The following is a 16,619-nucleotide window of genomic DNA, read 5'->3' as shown; positions in this document are numbered from 1 at the left end:
TCAATTACGCCGAAGTAGCGATACCGTACTTGCGCTGGGTGTGATGATATTGCGCCATTAACGCATCGAGCGCAGGGTGGTGCGCGTCGATCTTGCGCATGCGTTCGAGCAGGTACACGGCTTGTTCGGCCAGCGGCGCCTCCCAGCCCATGTCGTCGAGCTGCTTGAGGATGGCCGACGCGGCGGCCGGCAGCAGCGCCATATTGGCCGGCGCCTTGCGCAGGCCGGCATTGAGGGTATCCACCGCTGCGCGCAGGTCGCCTTGCTTGCTTTTTTCGGCAGCGTGCGCCAGCAGTTCGCCCACCTGCATCCTGATCTGCTCGCCCATGCCTTGCGCCAGGTCGTGGCGTCCCGCCTTTTCAAACACGTCCACCGCATCGTCCATCGACACGCCGCTGGCGTCGTCGTTCATCAGGTCCAGCATCACGGAAGACGCTTGCTGGTCGAGCTTGACGTTCAGGCAGCTCTGGATCAGGTCGAGCTTGAGCCCGCTCGACAGCCCGCGCGTGTTGGCGATATTGTTGACCGCCATGGTCAGCTCGGTGGCGGCGGCCGTGAGGTTGCCGGCCATTTCCTGCACCATGCCGGCAGCAATTGCCCGGCAGGTATCGGTGTTGGCATTGCTGCGCAGCGAGCGCTCCATGTCGCGGATCACGCCGCCGGCCTGGTGGGCATCGCCTTTTTTGACCAGTGTCTTGACCAGCTTGACGTGGTCCTCGGGGTCGCGGAATTCGGAATACTTGGCCTTGTTGACGACCTGCTTGAACGCCCGCTCGGCAGCACCGACGTCGCCGGTGGCAAACGCCACCTCACCCAGGTGGCGCAGGCGGCGCACCATGTGCGGTGAAATTTCCACCGCGTCTTCCAGCACCTTCTTGGCCGACTGCTGCTGGCCCAGCGCCTGCAAGGTGCGCGCCAGCAAATCGTAGGCTGCCATGAAGGTGGTGTGGTGTTGCAGCAGGTCGGTCAGGGTTTGCTGGGCTTCAACCAGCTTGCCCAGGCCAAACTGGCAGCGCGCCAGGCCCAGCTTGGCCCAGGCGGTAGGGCGGGTGAGCAGGATGGCCTGGTACACGAACTCGGCCTCCGCCAGGTCGTCGATCGACACCAGCAGCTCGGCCCGCAAGCGCGCATAGTCGGCAGCGTAGCGGGCATTGGTCTGTTCGCCGTCCTTGCAGCCGGCAATCGCCTTGCGGATATTGCCGGCCGCAACCTGCTGGTAAACGGGCCAGAATACTTCGCGCCGCTCCACCGCGCGGCGGATCCGTTGCAGCAGGGCGTCCACGGTGAACGGCTTGAGCACGTAATCGGTCGGGGCCAGCTCCACCGCGCCGATCACGCGGCTGTACACGCCCTCGGACGTGATCATGATAAAGATCGTCCACGCCGGGATCAGGCGATGATGGCGCAAGTCTTCCAGCAACTGCTGACCGTCCTGGCCGCTGTTCTCGTTGCCGTTGCCGAGGTCGTACTCGCACAGCACGATGTCGAATTGCTTCTTGGTCAGCTGGCGTATGGCCGTGCCCGATCCCACCGCGTATTCGATACGGGTGATCTCGCACTGGTTCAGCATATTGTGCAGGCTGCCGCGCATGCCCGGATTCGGGTCCACGATCAATACCGACAACTCGCTATATTCGGCCATGTTTTCCATCCATTCAGATTGGTTCTAGCATAACCGAAGGTCGTTCAAAGCACGCGTTTTTGCGTTGCACAAGGCGCATTTCGGCGCGTGGCAGGCGTGAAATGTTGCTTGCGGAATACTTGGCGGCACGTTTCGGGGTCATCTTGGCGCTGTATGGCGAGGGTGGGAAAGGGTATAATGCGCGCAAAAGGAATTCTGCAAGCCCAAGCCTGTGTTTAATTTTCGCTTTCTACCTTTAATCCGCAGCCACGCTGCATCAACTACTCCTCCATCATGTTGATACTCCCGGGCTCCAACGCCCTGTCCGCCTTCCGCAGCCAACGCCTGTTAAACCAACTGCAAGCCGCGCTTCCCCAGGTCGCCGCAGTCCAGGCCCGCTATGTCCACTTCATCGATGCCGCCCAGCCGCTGTCGGCCGACGACACCAGCCGCCTCGGCGCGCTGCTGACCTACGGCGAACCGGCTCACGCCGACAACGCTGACGGGGCGGTCGAGGAATTCTTCGTGATCCCGCGTTTCGGCACCATTTCGCCGTGGGCTTCCAAGGCCACCGACATCGTGCACAACTGCGGCATGGCGCACATCAAGCGCGTCGAGCGCGGCATCGCGTTCCGCATCAACCTGAAAGCCGGCATCCTCGGCAGCAGCATCGGCGCGCCGAAAAAGCTGTCGGACCAGGATGTGCTGACGGTGGCAAGCCTGCTGCATGACCGCATGACCGAGTCGGTGCTGCGCCACCCGGACGAAGCGGCCGGCCTGTTCCGTACGCTCGACGCCAAGCCACTGGAAACCGTGGACGTCATCGGCGCCGGCGCCGGTGCGCTGGAACAAGCCAATACCGACCTGGGCCTGGCGATGTCGCAGGACGAGATCGAGTACCTGGATGCGGCGTTCACCCGCGCCGGCCGCAACCCGACTGACGTCGAACTGATGATGTTCGCGCAAGCCAATAGCGAACACTGCCGCCACAAGATCTTCAACGCCGACTGGACCATCGACGGCGTGGCGCAACCGAAATCGCTGTTCGGCATGATCAAGAATACGCACGAGCTGCAGCCGAAGGGCACCGTGGTCGCCTACAGCGACAACTCGTCGATCATGGAAGGCGCCACCGTGATGCGCTTCTTCCCGCAAGGTGCCGGCCAGGAATATGCGCCGGTCACCGAGCTGACCCACACGCTGATGAAGGTGGAAACCCACAACCACCCGACCGCCATCTCGCCATTCCCGGGCGCCTCCACCGGCGCCGGCGGCGAGATCCGCGACGAAGGCGCCACCGGCCGCGGCGCCAAGCCGAAGGCTGGCCTGGCCGGCTTCACGGTCTCGAACCTGCTGCTGCCGGGCGCCGTGCAGCCGTGGGAAGTCGACGCCGACGGTAAAGCCTATGGCAAGCCGGACCGCATTGCTTCGGCACTGCAAATCATGATCGACGGTCCGCTCGGCGGCGCCGCGTTCAGCAACGAATTCGGCCGTCCGGTCCTGGGCGGCTACTTCCGTACTTACGAGCAAAACGTCAGCGCCCAGTTTGGCGCGGCCACCGTGTTCGGCTACCACAAGCCGATCATGATTGCTGGCGGCATCGGCAATATCTCGTCGCAACACACGCACAAGAACGACATCCCGGTCGGCAGCCTGCTGGTGCAACTCGGCGGTCCCGGCATGCGTATCGGCATGGGCGGTTCCGCTGCCTCGTCGATGGCCACCGGCACCAATACCGCCGACCTGGACTTCGACTCGGTCCAGCGCGGCAACCCGGAAATGGAACGCCGCGCCCAGGAGGTCATCAACGGCTGCTGGCAGCTGGGCCAGGACAATCCGATCATCTCGATCCACGACGTCGGCGCCGGCGGCCTGTCGAACGCTTTCCCGGAGATCACCAACGACGCCAAACGCGGCGCGATTTTCGACCTGCGCAAGATTCCGCTGGAAGAGAGCGGCATGGCGCCAAAAGAGATCTGGTCCAACGAATCGCAGGAACGCTATGTGCTGGCCATCGCACCAAGCAGCCTGCCGCTGTTCCAGGCCCTGTGCGAACGCGAGCGCTGCCTGTTTGCCGTGGTCGGCACCGCTACCGAGGAACGCCAGCTCAAGCTGATCGATCCCGAACTGGGCAACAACCCGGTCGATATGCCGATGGACGTGTTGCTGGGCAAACCGCCAAAAATGCAGCGCGACGTCGAACACGTGGTGCGCGAACTGCCGGCGCTGGACCTGACCGGCATCGACCTGGAAGAGGCTGCCAAGCGCGTGCTGCTGCTGCCGACCGTGGGCGACAAATCGTTCCTGATCACCATCGGCGACCGCACCGTGGGCGGCATGTCGGTGCGCGACCAGATGGTCGGACCATGGCAGGTGCCGGTCGGCGACTGCGCCGTCACCACCATGAGCTTTGAAGGCTACCTCGGCGAAGCGATGTCCATGGGCGAGCGCACGCCGCTGGCCGTGATCGACGCCGCCGCCTCGGGCCGCATGGCCGTGGCTGAAGCGATCACCAATATTGCTGCCGCACCGATTGCCGACATTTCCGACATCAAGCTGTCCGCCAACTGGATGGCTGCTTGCGGCCAGCCGGGCCAGGACGCCGCGCTGTACGACACCGTCAAGGCCGTGGGCATGGAACTGTGCCCGGCGCTCGGCATCAGCATCCCGGTCGGCAAGGATTCGCTGTCGATGCGTACCACCTGGAAAGAGGGCGATGATGCCAAGGCCGTGCTGTCGCCGGTATCGCTGATCGTCTCGGCATTCGCACCGGTCTATGACGTGCGCAAATCGCTGACGCCGCAGATCAGGACCGATGCCGGCGAGACCTCGATCATCCTGATCGACCTCGGTCGTGGCAAGAACCGCCTGGGCGCGTCGGCGCTGTCGCTGGTCATGAACCAGCTGGGCAACGACACGCCGGACGTGGACAGCGCGGAAGACCTGAAAGGCTTCTTCGCCGCCATCCAGCAACTCAATCGTGACGGCAAGCTGCTGGCCTACCACGACCGTTCCGACGGCGGCCTGTACGGCACGCTGACCGAGATGGCGTTTGCCGGTCGTGCCGGCCTGTCGATCAACCTCGACATCCTGACCCTTGAACAAGGCCATGGCGCCGACCAGGGCGACGCCAAGAACTGGGCCGGCCAGATCGCCGAACGCCGCAACGAGCAAACCCTGCGCGCGCTGTTCTCGGAAGAGCTGGGCGCCGTGATCCAGGTCCGCGCCGACGAAAAATCGCTGGTCATGGATGTGCTGCGCAGCTTCAACCTGGGCGCCTGCAGCCACATCATCGGCAAACCGAACGACCGTGGCGTGATCGAGTTCACCCGCGATGCCAAGCTGATCTACAGCCAGCCACGCAGCGCGCTGCACCGCCTGTGGAGCGAAACCAGCTGGCGCATCGCCCGCCTGCGCGACAACCCGGCCTGCGCCGACGCCGAATACGACCGCCTGCTCGACGAACAGGATCCAGGCATGCAGCCGAAGGTCACGTTCGACCTGGCCGAGAACATCGCCGCGCCATTCCTGGCCACCGGCGTGCGTCCCCGCGTTGCCATCCTGCGCGAGCAGGGTGTCAACTCGCATATCGAAACCGCTTATGTCATGCACCAGGCCGGCTTTACTGCGGTCGATGTCCACATGAGCGACCTGATTGCCGGCCGCGTCAAGCTCGACGACTTCCAGGGTATTATCGCCGTCGGTGGTTTCTCGTATGGTGACGTATTGGGTGCGGGCGAGGGCTGGGCTAAAACCATCCTGTTTAATACGGCGTTGTCGGAACAATTCGCGCGCTTCTTTGCGCGTGGCGACAGTTTCGGCTTGGGCGTTTGTAATGGTTGCCAGATGATGAGTAATCTGAAATCGATTATTCCCGGTGCCCATGCCTGGCCAAAATTCACCACGAATAAATCGGAGAAATTCGAAGCCCGCTTTGCGATGGTGGAAGTATTGGATTCCCCATCGATATTCTTCAACGGCATGGCCGGTACCCAAACCCCGATCGCGATTGCGCACGGTGAAGGTTATGCCGACTTTACCCAAACCGGGAATATCACCGAAGCCGTCGCTGCCATGCGCTTTGTCGATAACCGTGGTGATGCAACCGAAGCCTATCCGTATAACCCGAATGGCTCGCCGCAGGGCCTGACCTCGGTCACCACCGCTGATGGCCGCTTCACGGTCATGATGCCGCACGCCGAGCGCGTATTCCGCACGGTGCAGCAGTCGTGGCATCCGGAGGCGTGGGGCGAAGAATCGCCATGGATGCGCATGTTCCGTAACGCACGCAAGTTCGTCAGTTAAGTTTTAACCGCTCAGTTGAAACCGGGCCCCTGCGCAAGCAGCGGCCCGGTTTTTCTTTGTCTGAATCGGGGCGGGTGGCTGTGTTTCAGTCCGGATGGAAGGACTATCTCGAACATATGGTGCGAATCAAGCTGGAAAGCAGCTGGAACGTGCCAAAAACTGGTTCGGTACAAGCGTGGAAGTCCGTAAACGCCAACGCCCGGCACGAGGCCGGGCGCTGGTTAGCTCAGGACAGCCTTGAAGCTGTCCGGTTCCTGGTTACTGAACCTTGGCTTTCTTTTGCAGTTCGTCGCGGTAGGCGGCGATCTTGCCTTGTTGCATTTGCTGCGAGATCTGCTGCTTGACCTGGTCAAACGGTGGGAACTGGGCGTCACGTGGTGCTTCGTCCAGCTTGATCACGTGGTAACCGAACTCGGTCTTGACCGGGGTTTCGGTGATCGCACCTGGTTTCAGGGCCACCATCGCATCGGCAAACGGCTTGACCAGCTTGCCTGGCGACATCCAGCCCAGGTCGCCGCCATTGTTGGCGGAACCGTCTTTCGACACCTTGGCCAGCTCTTCGAATTTACCGCCGGCTTTCAGCTTGGTGATAATGTCCTTGGCTTCCTGTTCGGTGGTGACCAGGATATGGCGCGAGTGATATTCCTTGCCGCCGTTGGCTGCCTTGTATTTATCGTACTCGGCTTTGATATCGGCATCCTTGACCGGATTCTTTTTCACATAATCGGCCAGCATGGCGTTGATGATAATGCTCTGGCTGGCGTTATCGATGGCGGCTTTGACGTCGGCCTTATTGCCATAACCTTGTTTATTGGCTTCCTGCAGCATTACCTCGCGGCCGATCAATTCTTTCTTGACCATTTCGCGCAATTGCGGGCTGTCAGGTTGCTGGCCCTGGGCCACAACTTGTTTGACCATTTGGTCTGCCTTGGCAGCCGGAATGGCTTTGCCATTCACGGTGGCGAGATTTTGCGCAAAGGCGGGCGCTGCAACAACAGCAATCATGGCTAACAACAGACGGGCTGGTTTCAACATCATTATTTAAATCCTTTAAAAGCTTGAGATTGCACTTGGATGCGCATATTACCAACTTGAAATGAAAAACGGCGCCCACTAGGGCGCCGCCTTGCAGAACATTACTGCACTTTTGCTTTTTTAACCAGTTCTTCCTGGTAAGCTTGTACTTTCTTCTGCATCAGGCCTTCTTGTACCTGGCCCTTGACTTCTTCCAGCGGCGGCAGTTTTACAGCGCGGGTGTCGTCCACCTTGATCACGTGCCAGCCGTTAGGCGTTTGCACTGGCTTCTCGGTCACGCCACCTTTTTGCAGGTTGACGAATGCTTGCGAGAACACTGGTGGGAACGACGATGGGGTAGCCCAGTCCAGGTCGCCACCGTTGGCAGCCGAACCGGTGTCTTTCGACTGCTTGGCCAGGTCTTCGAACTTGGCGCCGCCTTTGAGCTTGGCGATCACGTCGTTGGCTTCGGCTTCGGTCGCCAGCAGGATGTGACGCACGTGGTACTCTTTTTCGGCCGAAGCGGCAGCAACGGCTTTGTCGTACTCGGCCTTGACGTCGGCGTCCGATACCGGGTTTTTCTTGACGTAGTCCATCACCAGAGCATTGGTGATGATTTGCTGACGGGCGTTTTCCAGTTGTTCCTTGACCGCTGCATTTTTGCCGTAGCCTTGTTTCTCGGCTTCTTGCATCATTACTTCGCGGCCGATCAGGTCTTTCTTGATCAGTTCGCGCAACTGTGGCGAATCCGGCTGCTGGCCTTGGGCGACGACTTGCTTGACGACGGCGTCAACACGCGAGCTCGGGATGGCTTTGCCATTAACAACGGCAACGTTTTGTGCGAAAGCAGGTACGGCGGCAACGGCGAGAAGTGCAATCAGCAAACGGGCTGGCTTGAAAGTCATTATTAATTCCTGTAGGGGGAAGATTTAGCGAAAACCGGAGGAGGGAGTTAGATCTGCTATCTGTGTTTTTGTTCAGTTTTGTGTTCGATTATTTTCTGAAACCAATAGCCTGGGTCCACCCCACCGGCACAACATCATACTTCGGACGGTGCCAATGCAGTAATGGCCAATGCATGAATTTCTTTATGCATCATATCGTTCACGGAATCATACACGAGTCGATGTCTTGTGACGAGTTTCTGCCCCTCAAATTGTAACGAAACGATTCTGACACTGTAATGTCCGCCTCCGGAAGCGGCGCCGGCATGGCCGGCGTGCAAATGGGAGTCGTCGTTGAGCGTCAATTCGACCGGGGCCAGGGCCGCTTCCATCTTGCTGCGGATGCGTTCGATGCGGGTATCGTTCATGGCTGTTCTTTCATGTGACGCGAGAGGTAAACGGTCTGGCCGATGATGAAGACGAACATCAACGCGGTGGTGCCAAACATCTTGAAGTTGACCCAGGCGTCGGTATTACCCTTGAACAGCACGAAGGCGACATACCAGTTCAGTACGCCCATCACCGTGAAGAAGGCGATCCAGGCCAAGTTGATGCGGCTCCAGCCGGCATCGGGCAGTTCGACGAACTCGCCCATCGACTTGCGCATCAGGTTTTTCTTGAACACCAGGTCGCTAACCAGCAAGCCGATGGCAAACGACCAGTAAACGATGCTGAGCTTCCATTTGACGAAGGCTTCGTCGTGCAGGTAAATGGTGAGGCCGCCGAAGAACACGAACATGGCCAGCGAGAACCACATCACGCCTTCGACCTTACGCCCGCGCACTTTCAGATAGGCGATCTGCAGCACGGTGGCCAGGATGCCGACCACCGTGGCCAGCACGATGGGAGCCTGGTCCGGCGTCACGCTGCCACCCGAAATGATGCTGCCCAGGTAGGTGTTGGTGAACACCTGGGCTGCTTCGGCATGCATGCCAGCCAGTTTATAGGCGCCGAAGAACAGGATGACCGGGAATAAGTCGAACAGGAATTTCATGTTGCCTCAGTATTTATTTACTCTTGTGGATCGAACCGTAACGACGCCGAGTTGATGCAATAACGCAGCCCGGTTGGCGGCGGGCCGTCCGGGAACACGTGTCCCAGGTGGGCGTCGCACACGGCGCACAGAATTTCGGTGCGCAGCATACCATGGGTGCGGTCGGTTTTCTCGATCACGTTGGCCGGATCGATGGCTTCGAAGTAGCTGGGCCAGCCGCAACCGGAGTCGAACTTGGTGTCGGAGCGAAACAGCGGCGTGTCGCAGCAGACGCAGGTATAAATACCGTGTTCGTGGTGATCCCAGAACTTGCCTGTGAAGGCGCGTTCGGTGGCGGCGTGGCGGGTAACCTGGTATTCCATCGGATCGAGCATGGCGCGCCATTCGGCGTCGGACTTGGTGACTTTATTGGTCATGGCTTAGATCTTTCTTAAGAAGAACAACTTACTTCGAGATGGCTGGCCCAGTCGGGGGGCAAGGCGGCGTAGTGGTCGTGCTCGGGCTGCTCGTCGTACGGGTGCTGCAAGATTGCCAGCAATTTCGCCACTTCCGAGTAGTCCTGCTGTTGCGCCTTGTCGATGGCCACCTGGGCCAGGTAATTGCGCAGCACGTATTTGGGGTTGATTTGGTTCATCGCAAGCTGGCGGTCGGCATCGACACTGTGCTCGGCTTGCAGGCGCTGTCGGTACTGCCCGGCCCAGGCGTCGAAAGCAGGGCGGTCGATGAACAGGTCGCGCAGCGGCTCGTCGCCGCTGGCGTCCGCTGCCTTGAGGCCGCCCAGGCGGCGGAAGAACAGCGTGAAATCGACGCCATTGGCCTGCATGACAGCAAACATGGCGTCGAACAGGGCGCGGTCGGCATCGGCATGCGCGTCCAGCTGGGTCAAGCCCAGCTTGGCGTGCAGCAGTTCGTCGAGCCTGGCGGCGAAGGCGGGCTGATAAACGTCGAGCGCGGCTTGCGCGTCTTCCGGCTCGCCGATCAGCGGCAGCAGGGCCTGGGCCAGCGCATAGCAGTTCCAGTGGCCAACCTGCGGCTGGTTCGCGTACGAGTACCGGCCTTGCTGGTCGGTGTGATTGCAGATGTGGTCGGCGTCGAACGCTTCCATGAAGCCGAACGGACCGTAATCGATGGTCAGGCCCAGAATCGACATATTGTCGGTATTCATCACGCCGTGCATGAAACCGACCGACTGCCACTGGGCGACCATGTGCGCGGTGCGGCGCGTGACTTCCGCCAGCAGGCCCTGGTAAGGGTTGTCGCTGGCGCGCAGGTCGGGATAAAAATGGTCGATGACGTAGTCGGCCAGCACTTTCAGTTGTTCGTTCTGCTTGCGGTAGTACCAGTGCTCGAACGAGCCGAAGCGCACGAAGCTGGGCGCCATGCGCACCACGACGGCAGCTGTTTCCACCGTCTCGCGCATCACGCCCTGGCTGGAGCCGGCGATCGACAGCGCGCGCGACGTCGGTATGCCGAGGCCATGCATGGCTTCCGAGCACAGGAATTCACGTATCGAGGACCGCAGCACAGCACGGCCGTCGCCCATGCGCGAGTACGGCGTCTGGCCGGCGCCCTTCCATTGCAGTTCCAGCGGACCGTTATCGGTGGCGGCCGCGCCAAACAGGATGGCGCGGCCGTCGCCCAGCTGGCCGGCCCACACGCCAAACTGGTGGCCCGAATACACGGCTGCCAGCGGTTGCCCCTGTTCCGGTACGGCATTGCCGACCAGGATGTCGAGGCTGTCCGCGACCTGGTCCGGCGACAGCTTGAGCAGTTGTGCCGCCGACGGGCTGACCGCCACCAGGTACGGCGCGGGCAGGGGAGTTGGCATCAGCCGGGTGTAGAACGCGGGCGGCAGGGACGCAAAAGAATTGTCCAGCGGCAGCGAGGTCAGATTGGTAGCGATGATGGTTCCTGTGAAGAGCACCCGGCCCAGGGGCCGGAAAGCGCGATTTTACCGCAGCACAGCCAAGTGCGTCGCATGCACATGCTTGCTAATAGTAAGTTACTTCATTGATAAATTGATTGACGGAAATACGTACTTCCACTTAAAATATTGCCTTGCAGCATTTCTCAGATTTCACATTTCCCACCTTGCGCTCCAGGATCCCATGTTCACTAGCATCACTATCCGTACCCGGCTGATTGTCTCGATGGCAGTACTTGGCCTGTTGATTATTTCCATCGGCGCGGTCAGCCTGTTCGGCATGAACAAGGTGAATTTCGCGCTCAAGGATGTGTATTCGAACCAGATGGCGTCGGTGCTCATTCTGACCGAGTCGAAGAACTTCCTCAATCGTGCACGCTTTGTCATCGATCGCGGCGTGTTCCACCCTGATGCCTCAGACCTGGACAAGACGCTGGCCCGTGCCGAAGGCTTTATTCTTGATGGCGACAGGTCCTGGAAGGCTTACCTGGACTTGCCGCTGACGGGTGAAGAGCAGCAACTGGCGAGCGACCTCGACAAGAAGCGCACGGTCTATATCGGCTTCCTGCGCGAGCTGATGGCCGCGATCAAGTCGCAAAACGCCGAGAAAATCGACGATCTGGCCATGAACAAGATGAGCAAGGAATTCGGCATTTTTGATGCCGCCTCCAACAAGCTGGAAAAATACCAGCTCGACGGCGCGCGCAAACACTACGACGACAGCCAGTCGTTCTTCAGTGCCTTCGAGGTGGGCTTCTTGATCGCGCTGCTGGGCGGCATGGTGCTGATCGTGTTCTCGACCCTGCGCCTGCTGTCGGCCATCCTCAAACCGCTGCGCGCCGCGCTGGGCCACTTCGACCAGATCGCGGGCGGCAACCTGGCCAACGATATCCGCGTCGAACGTGACGACGAAATGGGCAGCCTGATGCAGGGCTTGATCAAGATGCAGGACCAGATGTCCACCACCGTGCGCGGCATCCGCAACGGCAGCAATTCGATCGCCACCGCCAGCGCGGAAATTTCGCAGGGCAACCTGGATCTGTCGCGCCGCACCGAGAACCAGGCTGCCGCGCTGGAAGAAACCGCGTCGTCGCTGGAAGAACTGACCACCACCGTGCGCCACAACGCCGACAACGCGCGCCAGGCCAATCACCTGGCGGTCACCGCCCAGGACGTGGCCAGCAAGGGCGGCCAACTGGTGTCGCAAGTGGTCGATACCATGAGCACGATTAACGGTTCGTCGCGCAAGATCGCCGACATTATCGGTGTGATCGACGGCATTGCGTTCCAGACCAATATCTTGGCGCTGAATGCGGCAGTGGAAGCGGCCCGTGCTGGCGAACAGGGCCGTGGCTTTGCCGTGGTCGCGACGGAAGTGCGCAACCTGGCCCAGCGCTCGGCGGCGGCCGCCAAGGAAATCAAGGAACTGATCACGGCGTCGGTGGAGCAGGTGGATGCCGGTTCGCAACTGGTGGACAAGGCCGGCGCGACGATGGATGAGATTGTCAGCAGTGTCGAACGCGTGACCGGCATCATCAGCGAGATCATGGTGGCCGGCGAAGAACAGAGCGAAGGCATCAACCAGATCAACCAGGCCATCGCCCAGATGGATGAAGTGACGCAGCAAAATGCGGCGCTGGTGGAAGAGGCGGCAGCAGCGGCCGGTTCGTTGCAGGAACAGGCGGCCACGCTGGAAGAGCTGGTCAGTACCTTCAAGGTCGATGCGCAGTCGGCGCCGCGTTTGGGCCATGGCGCCAAACGTCCGGTCCTGGCATTGGGCCGCTGAACTGGCCGGGCCACGCCAGGCCGGGCCATGCGATGACGAGCGACGCCGGCCCCGCTGCCGAGGCGCGCAAGCAGCGCCTCATTCCCGACCGGGACAGGTTCTTAGCCGACGTCTGCCAGCAGCAGCGACACATAGAGCAAAAAGCGGTCTTCCAGCCGCGACAGATCAAGCCCGGTAATTTCGCCGATGCGGCGCAGCCGGTAGTCGAGCGTATTGCGGTGGATGTGCAACGCTTCCGCCGTCGCCGCCAGGTGGCTGTCGTGGCGGAACCAGGTTTCTAACGTGCGCTGCAACAGTTCCTTGTTCTTGTCCTGCGCCTGCAGGCGCAGCATCGGCTGGCGCAGCTGCTCGGCCTGCCAACCGGCATCGAGTCCCGATAACAACACCGGTAACGCCTGGTCGTAATAGCTGTAGCGTCGCCGTCCGCCATCGCGGGCGCGGCCGATGCGCGCCGCCGTGCGCGCGCTCTGGTACGAGATCGCCACGTTATCCAGGCCTGCCAGGGCGATCCCCACCGTCAGTCCATGAGCTTGCGCGCCTTCTTCATCGAGCAATGTCGCCAGCGCCTCGAGCTTGCGCTGGGCCCAGGCCGGAACATCGGTGGAGGCCACGCTGTCATGAAAATCGAGGATGACCAGCTCGTGCGAGCTGGCCGCCGCCGTCAATGCCGACGGCTGCCGGCTTAGCAGGCGCAGCTGCAGGCGCTGGATTTCGCTCAGTGCTTCCACCGTGCCGGCCGCCCGGTCGTCGAGTTCCAGCAACATCACCACGTGCGGACGACGGAAGTCCACGCCCAGGCGCCGCGCCCACGATTCCAGCCCGGACCGGGCGCCGGGATCGCTGGCGATCAGTTGCAGTACAAAGGTTTCGCGGTAGCGCGAGTCGCGTTGCAGGGCGTCGGTCAGTTGCGCCTGTTCCAGGATCATTTCGGCGGTCAACCGTACCAGCTCGCCAAACTGGCGCACGTCGTCCGGTGCGCCCGAGAGGCCGATGGCGCCGCACAGCTGGCCGTTGACGCTCAAAGGCAGGTTGATGCCGGGCTGGGCGCCGTGCATATTGCGGGCGCTGGCCGCATCTATCTCGACCGGCAACTGCTTGGCCAGGGCCAGCATCGCGCCCGTGTGCAACTCGCCGATGCGGGCAGCATTGCCGCTGGCGACGATGCTGCCATGGGCGTCCATCACGTTGACGTTGTACGGGATGATTTTCATCGTGCGGGTGACGATGTCCTGCGCCAACGCGCTGTTCAAGATGGTCATGGCTAGCTGTTCGTGGTGGGTTAACTGCAGCCGCCATTGTGCCAAGGAACGACGGATTGCGCTCGAAAGTCGTTTTTCCAGGGAAATATTTAGGCGTTTGCCCAGTATTTTGCCGTGTTGACTGTCGATTCTCGTGCATTCGGCCGATGATTTTTATGCAGCGATTCCAGATAATCAGCGCTGTCAGTCGTCATGACACTACAACATCTAGGAGACCTGCATGGGCAATTCCACCACCACCACCACCGCCACCGCGGCCGGTGCCGTACTCGACGGCGCCTACAAAAAAGCCACCTGGCATCTGATTCCGTTTATCTTCGTCTGTTACTTCTTCAACTACCTGGACCGCGTCAACGTCGGTTTCGCCAAGCTGGAGATGATGGACGCGCTCAACCTGAGCAATACCGTGTACGGCCTCGGCGCCGGCATCTTCTTCATCGGCTATGTCCTCAGCGGCGTGCCAAGCAACCTGATCCTGCATAAACTGGGCGCGCGGCGCTGGATCGCCGTGATGATGATCATGTGGGGCGCCTTGTCGGCCGCCATGTTGTTCGTCACCACGCCCACCTCGTTCTACGTGCTGCGCTTCTTCACCGGTGTGGCCGAGGCTGGCTTCTTCCCGGGCATGGTGCTGTACTTCACCCACTGGTTCCCGTCGCAAAAGCGCGGCCAGGTGATGGCGCTGTTCATGTCGGCGATCCCGATTTCGGGCCTGATCGGCGGACCGCTGTCGGGCTGGATGCTGGCGCACTTCTCGGCCGGCCAGGGCGGCATGGCCGGCTGGCAGTGGCTGTTCCTGCTGCAGGGTCTGCCGACCGTGCTGCTGGGCGTGGCCGTGTACTTCTACCTGAATGACGGCATCGCCCAGGCCAAGTGGCTGAGCACGCAAGAAAAAGCCGCCATGCAGACCGCGCTTGATGACGACGAAAAGCAGCGCCAGGCGACCAGCACCGTCGGCCAGTCGATCGGCGACGTGCTGAAAAACGGCAGCGTGTGGATGCTGGGCGTGATTTACTTCAGCATCCAGATGGGCGTGTACGCAATTAACTTCTGGCTGCCATCGATCATCAAGTCGCTCGGCTACGACACCCAGACCGTCGGCTGGCTCAGCGCCATTCCTTACCTGTTTGCTGCCGTGTTCATGGTGTGGGCCGGCCGTTCGGCTGATAAACACCGCGAACGCCGCTGGCACGTCAGTGCGCCGATGCTGATGGGCCTGTTCGGTCTGATGATGGCCGCCAACTTCTCCACCAATCCGCTGGTCGTGATGGTGGGCCTGTCGATGGCTACCATGGGTGCACTGGCCGCACTGTCGATGTTCTGGTCGCTGCCGGCCGCCTTCCTCGGCAGCGCCGCTGCCGCCGCCGGTCTGGCGCTGATCAACTCGCTGGGCCAGATTGCCGGCTTCGTCAGCCCGTTCCTGGTCGGCTGGATCAAGGATGCCACCCAGAGCACCGATGCCGCGCTGTATGTCTTGTCGGCGGTGATGCTGCTCGGCGCGCTGCTGGTCCTGCGGGTACCGGCCAAGTTAGTGAATCGATAATTATCATGAACAAGCAACTGAAATTCGTTATCGCTCCCGATTCGTTCAAGGAAAGCTTGAGCGCGATGGCGATTGCCAATGAAATCGAAGCGGGCTTCCGCGAAATCTTCCCGGGCGCCCTCTACGTCAAGGTGCCGGTGGCCGACGGTGGCGAAGGCACGGTGCAAGCCATGATCGACGCCAGCGGCGGCCGCCGCGTGGACCTGTCGGTGCGTGGCCCGCTGGGCGAGCCGGTCAACGCCTTCTACGGCATCATGGGCGACGGCCAGACGGCAGTGATTGAAATGGCTGCCGCCAGCGGCCTGGAACTGGTCCCGCCCAACCGCCGCGACCCGCTGCACACCACCAGCTATGGCACGGGCGAGCTGATTCGTGACGCGCTGGACGCCGGCGCGCGCCGCTTCGTGCTCGGCATCGGCGGCAGCGCCACCAACGACGGCGGCGCCGGCATGGTGCAGGCGCTCGGCGGCCGGCTGCTCGATGCGGCGGGGCGCGACCTGGCGCCGGGCGGCGGCGCGCTCGACGCGCTGGCCCGGATCGACCTGTCCGGGCTCGACGCCCGCATCAAGGACTGCGTGTTCGATGTGGCGTGCGACGTCAGCAATCCGCTGGTGGGGCCGCAGGGTGCTTCTCACATCTTCGGCCCGCAAAAGGGCGCCACGCCGGCCATGGTGGCGCTGCTCGATACCAACCTGCGCCACTACGCGGCCGTGATCGCCCGCGACCTCGACCGCAACCTGGCCGATGTGGCCGATCTGCCCGGCGCGGGCGCGGGCGGCGGCATCGGTGCGGCCATGCTGGTTTTCCTGGGCGGCAGCTTGCGCCCGGGCAGCGAGATCGTGACCGACGCCGTGGGCCTGGATGCCGCCGTGGCGGACGCCGACCTGGTGCTGACCGGGGAGGGGCGCATCGACAGCCAGACCATCCACGGCAAAACCCCGATCGGCGTGGCGCGCGTGGCCAAGCGCCACGGCAAGCCGGTGATCGGCATCGCCGGCAGCCTGGAACCGGGCGCGGGCGTCATCCACGGTCATGGCATCGATGCCGTGTTCAGCGTGGTCAATTGCCCATGCACGCTGGAGCGGGCGCTGGCCGACGCCGCCTACAACGTGCGTACCTCGGCGCGCAACATCGCTGCAGTGTTGCGCCTGGGAACACAATTAGGGAGCTAACTCCAGTCTGTGCTAAAGTCATTTCCTGCGGCAATGCATGTACGCACGCCCGCAGGA

Annotated in this window: 12 protein-coding genes; 4 read left to right on the top strand and 8 right to left on the bottom strand. The window is 61.6% G+C overall.

The features are described from left to right. Positions 1 to 4: 4 nt before the first annotated feature. Positions 5 to 1,642, bottom strand: coding sequence for a response regulator (locus tag F8197_RS05445; RefSeq protein WP_193333339.1), 1,638 nt, complete (start codon positions 1,640 to 1,642; stop codon positions 5 to 7). Between the two features lie 273 nt (positions 1,643 to 1,915). On the opposite strand from F8197_RS05445, the gene purL reads away from it, so the two are divergent. Continuing rightward, positions 1,916 to 5,926 carry a phosphoribosylformylglycinamidine synthase gene (gene purL / locus F8197_RS05440; protein WP_152880560.1) on the top strand — a complete coding sequence of 1,337 codons (4,011 nt, stop codon included), beginning with the start codon at positions 1,916 to 1,918 and terminating at the stop codon, positions 5,924 to 5,926. A gap of 258 nt (positions 5,927 to 6,184) precedes the next feature. On the opposite strand, the gene F8197_RS05435 is transcribed toward purL, so the two are convergent. The 6 genes from F8197_RS05435 to F8197_RS05410 all read right to left on the bottom strand — a co-directional run bounded on the left by F8197_RS05435 (position 6,185) and on the right by F8197_RS05410 (position 10,706). Beyond that, the gene (locus tag F8197_RS05435) at positions 6,185 to 6,964 is read right to left on the bottom strand and encodes a peptidylprolyl isomerase (RefSeq protein ID WP_152880558.1); all 780 of its coding nucleotides are present in this window, start codon (positions 6,962 to 6,964) and stop codon (positions 6,185 to 6,187) included. Positions 6,965 to 7,062: 98 nt separating this feature from the next. Then, positions 7,063 to 7,845 (bottom strand): peptidylprolyl isomerase, encoded by a 783-nt coding sequence (locus F8197_RS05430; protein WP_019921024.1) that lies wholly within the window; start codon positions 7,843 to 7,845, stop codon positions 7,063 to 7,065. Between the two features lie 134 nt (positions 7,846 to 7,979). Further along, positions 7,980 to 8,252, bottom strand: a complete 273-nt coding sequence (locus F8197_RS05425) for a BolA family transcriptional regulator (protein ID WP_019921025.1) — start codon at positions 8,250 to 8,252, stop codon at positions 7,980 to 7,982. Continuing rightward, positions 8,249 to 8,878 carry a septation protein A gene (locus tag F8197_RS05420; RefSeq protein ID WP_019921026.1) on the bottom strand — a complete coding sequence of 210 codons (630 nt, stop codon included), beginning with the start codon at positions 8,876 to 8,878 and terminating at the stop codon, positions 8,249 to 8,251. The genes F8197_RS05425 and F8197_RS05420 overlap by 4 nt, the downstream gene beginning before the upstream one ends. A gap of 17 nt (positions 8,879 to 8,895) precedes the next feature. Further along, positions 8,896 to 9,294: a peptide-methionine (R)-S-oxide reductase MsrB gene (msrB, locus tag F8197_RS05415; protein WP_019921027.1), complete on the bottom strand. Its 399-nt coding sequence runs from the start codon at positions 9,292 to 9,294 to the stop codon at positions 8,896 to 8,898. A gap of 14 nt (positions 9,295 to 9,308) precedes the next feature. Then, on the bottom strand, positions 9,309 to 10,706 hold the full coding sequence (locus F8197_RS05410; protein WP_255472827.1) for a protein adenylyltransferase SelO: 1,398 nt from the start codon (positions 10,704 to 10,706) through the stop codon (positions 9,309 to 9,311). Between the two features lie 280 nt (positions 10,707 to 10,986). Here F8197_RS05410 and F8197_RS05405 point away from each other — a divergent pair, with 280 nt between their 5' ends. Next, positions 10,987 to 12,588: a methyl-accepting chemotaxis protein gene (locus F8197_RS05405; RefSeq protein WP_152880556.1), complete on the top strand. Its 1,602-nt coding sequence runs from the start codon at positions 10,987 to 10,989 to the stop codon at positions 12,586 to 12,588. Positions 12,589 to 12,689: 101 nt separating this feature from the next. On the opposite strand, the gene F8197_RS05400 is transcribed toward F8197_RS05405, so the two are convergent. Further along, positions 12,690 to 13,847, bottom strand: coding sequence for a sugar diacid recognition domain-containing protein (locus tag F8197_RS05400; RefSeq protein ID WP_152880554.1), 1,158 nt, complete (start codon positions 13,845 to 13,847; stop codon positions 12,690 to 12,692). A gap of 220 nt (positions 13,848 to 14,067) precedes the next feature. Between F8197_RS05400 and F8197_RS05395 the strand changes: the two genes are divergently transcribed. Further along, positions 14,068 to 15,390 carry an MFS transporter gene (locus F8197_RS05395; RefSeq protein WP_152880552.1) on the top strand — a complete coding sequence of 441 codons (1,323 nt, stop codon included), beginning with the start codon at positions 14,068 to 14,070 and terminating at the stop codon, positions 15,388 to 15,390. A 17-nt stretch (positions 15,391 to 15,407) separates the two neighbouring features. Next, positions 15,408 to 16,562: a glycerate kinase gene (locus tag F8197_RS05390; protein ID WP_152880926.1), complete on the top strand. Its 1,155-nt coding sequence runs from the start codon at positions 15,408 to 15,410 to the stop codon at positions 16,560 to 16,562. Positions 16,563 to 16,619: the final 57 nt, after the last annotated feature.

Source organism: Duganella sp. FT27W, from assembly GCF_009295655.1.
GTDB classification, from domain to species: Bacteria; Pseudomonadota; Gammaproteobacteria; order Burkholderiales; family Burkholderiaceae_D; genus Rugamonas; species Rugamonas zoogloeoides.
Note: the sequence above shows the minus strand (reverse complement) of the source record. Positions and strands in the feature narration are given on the sequence as shown.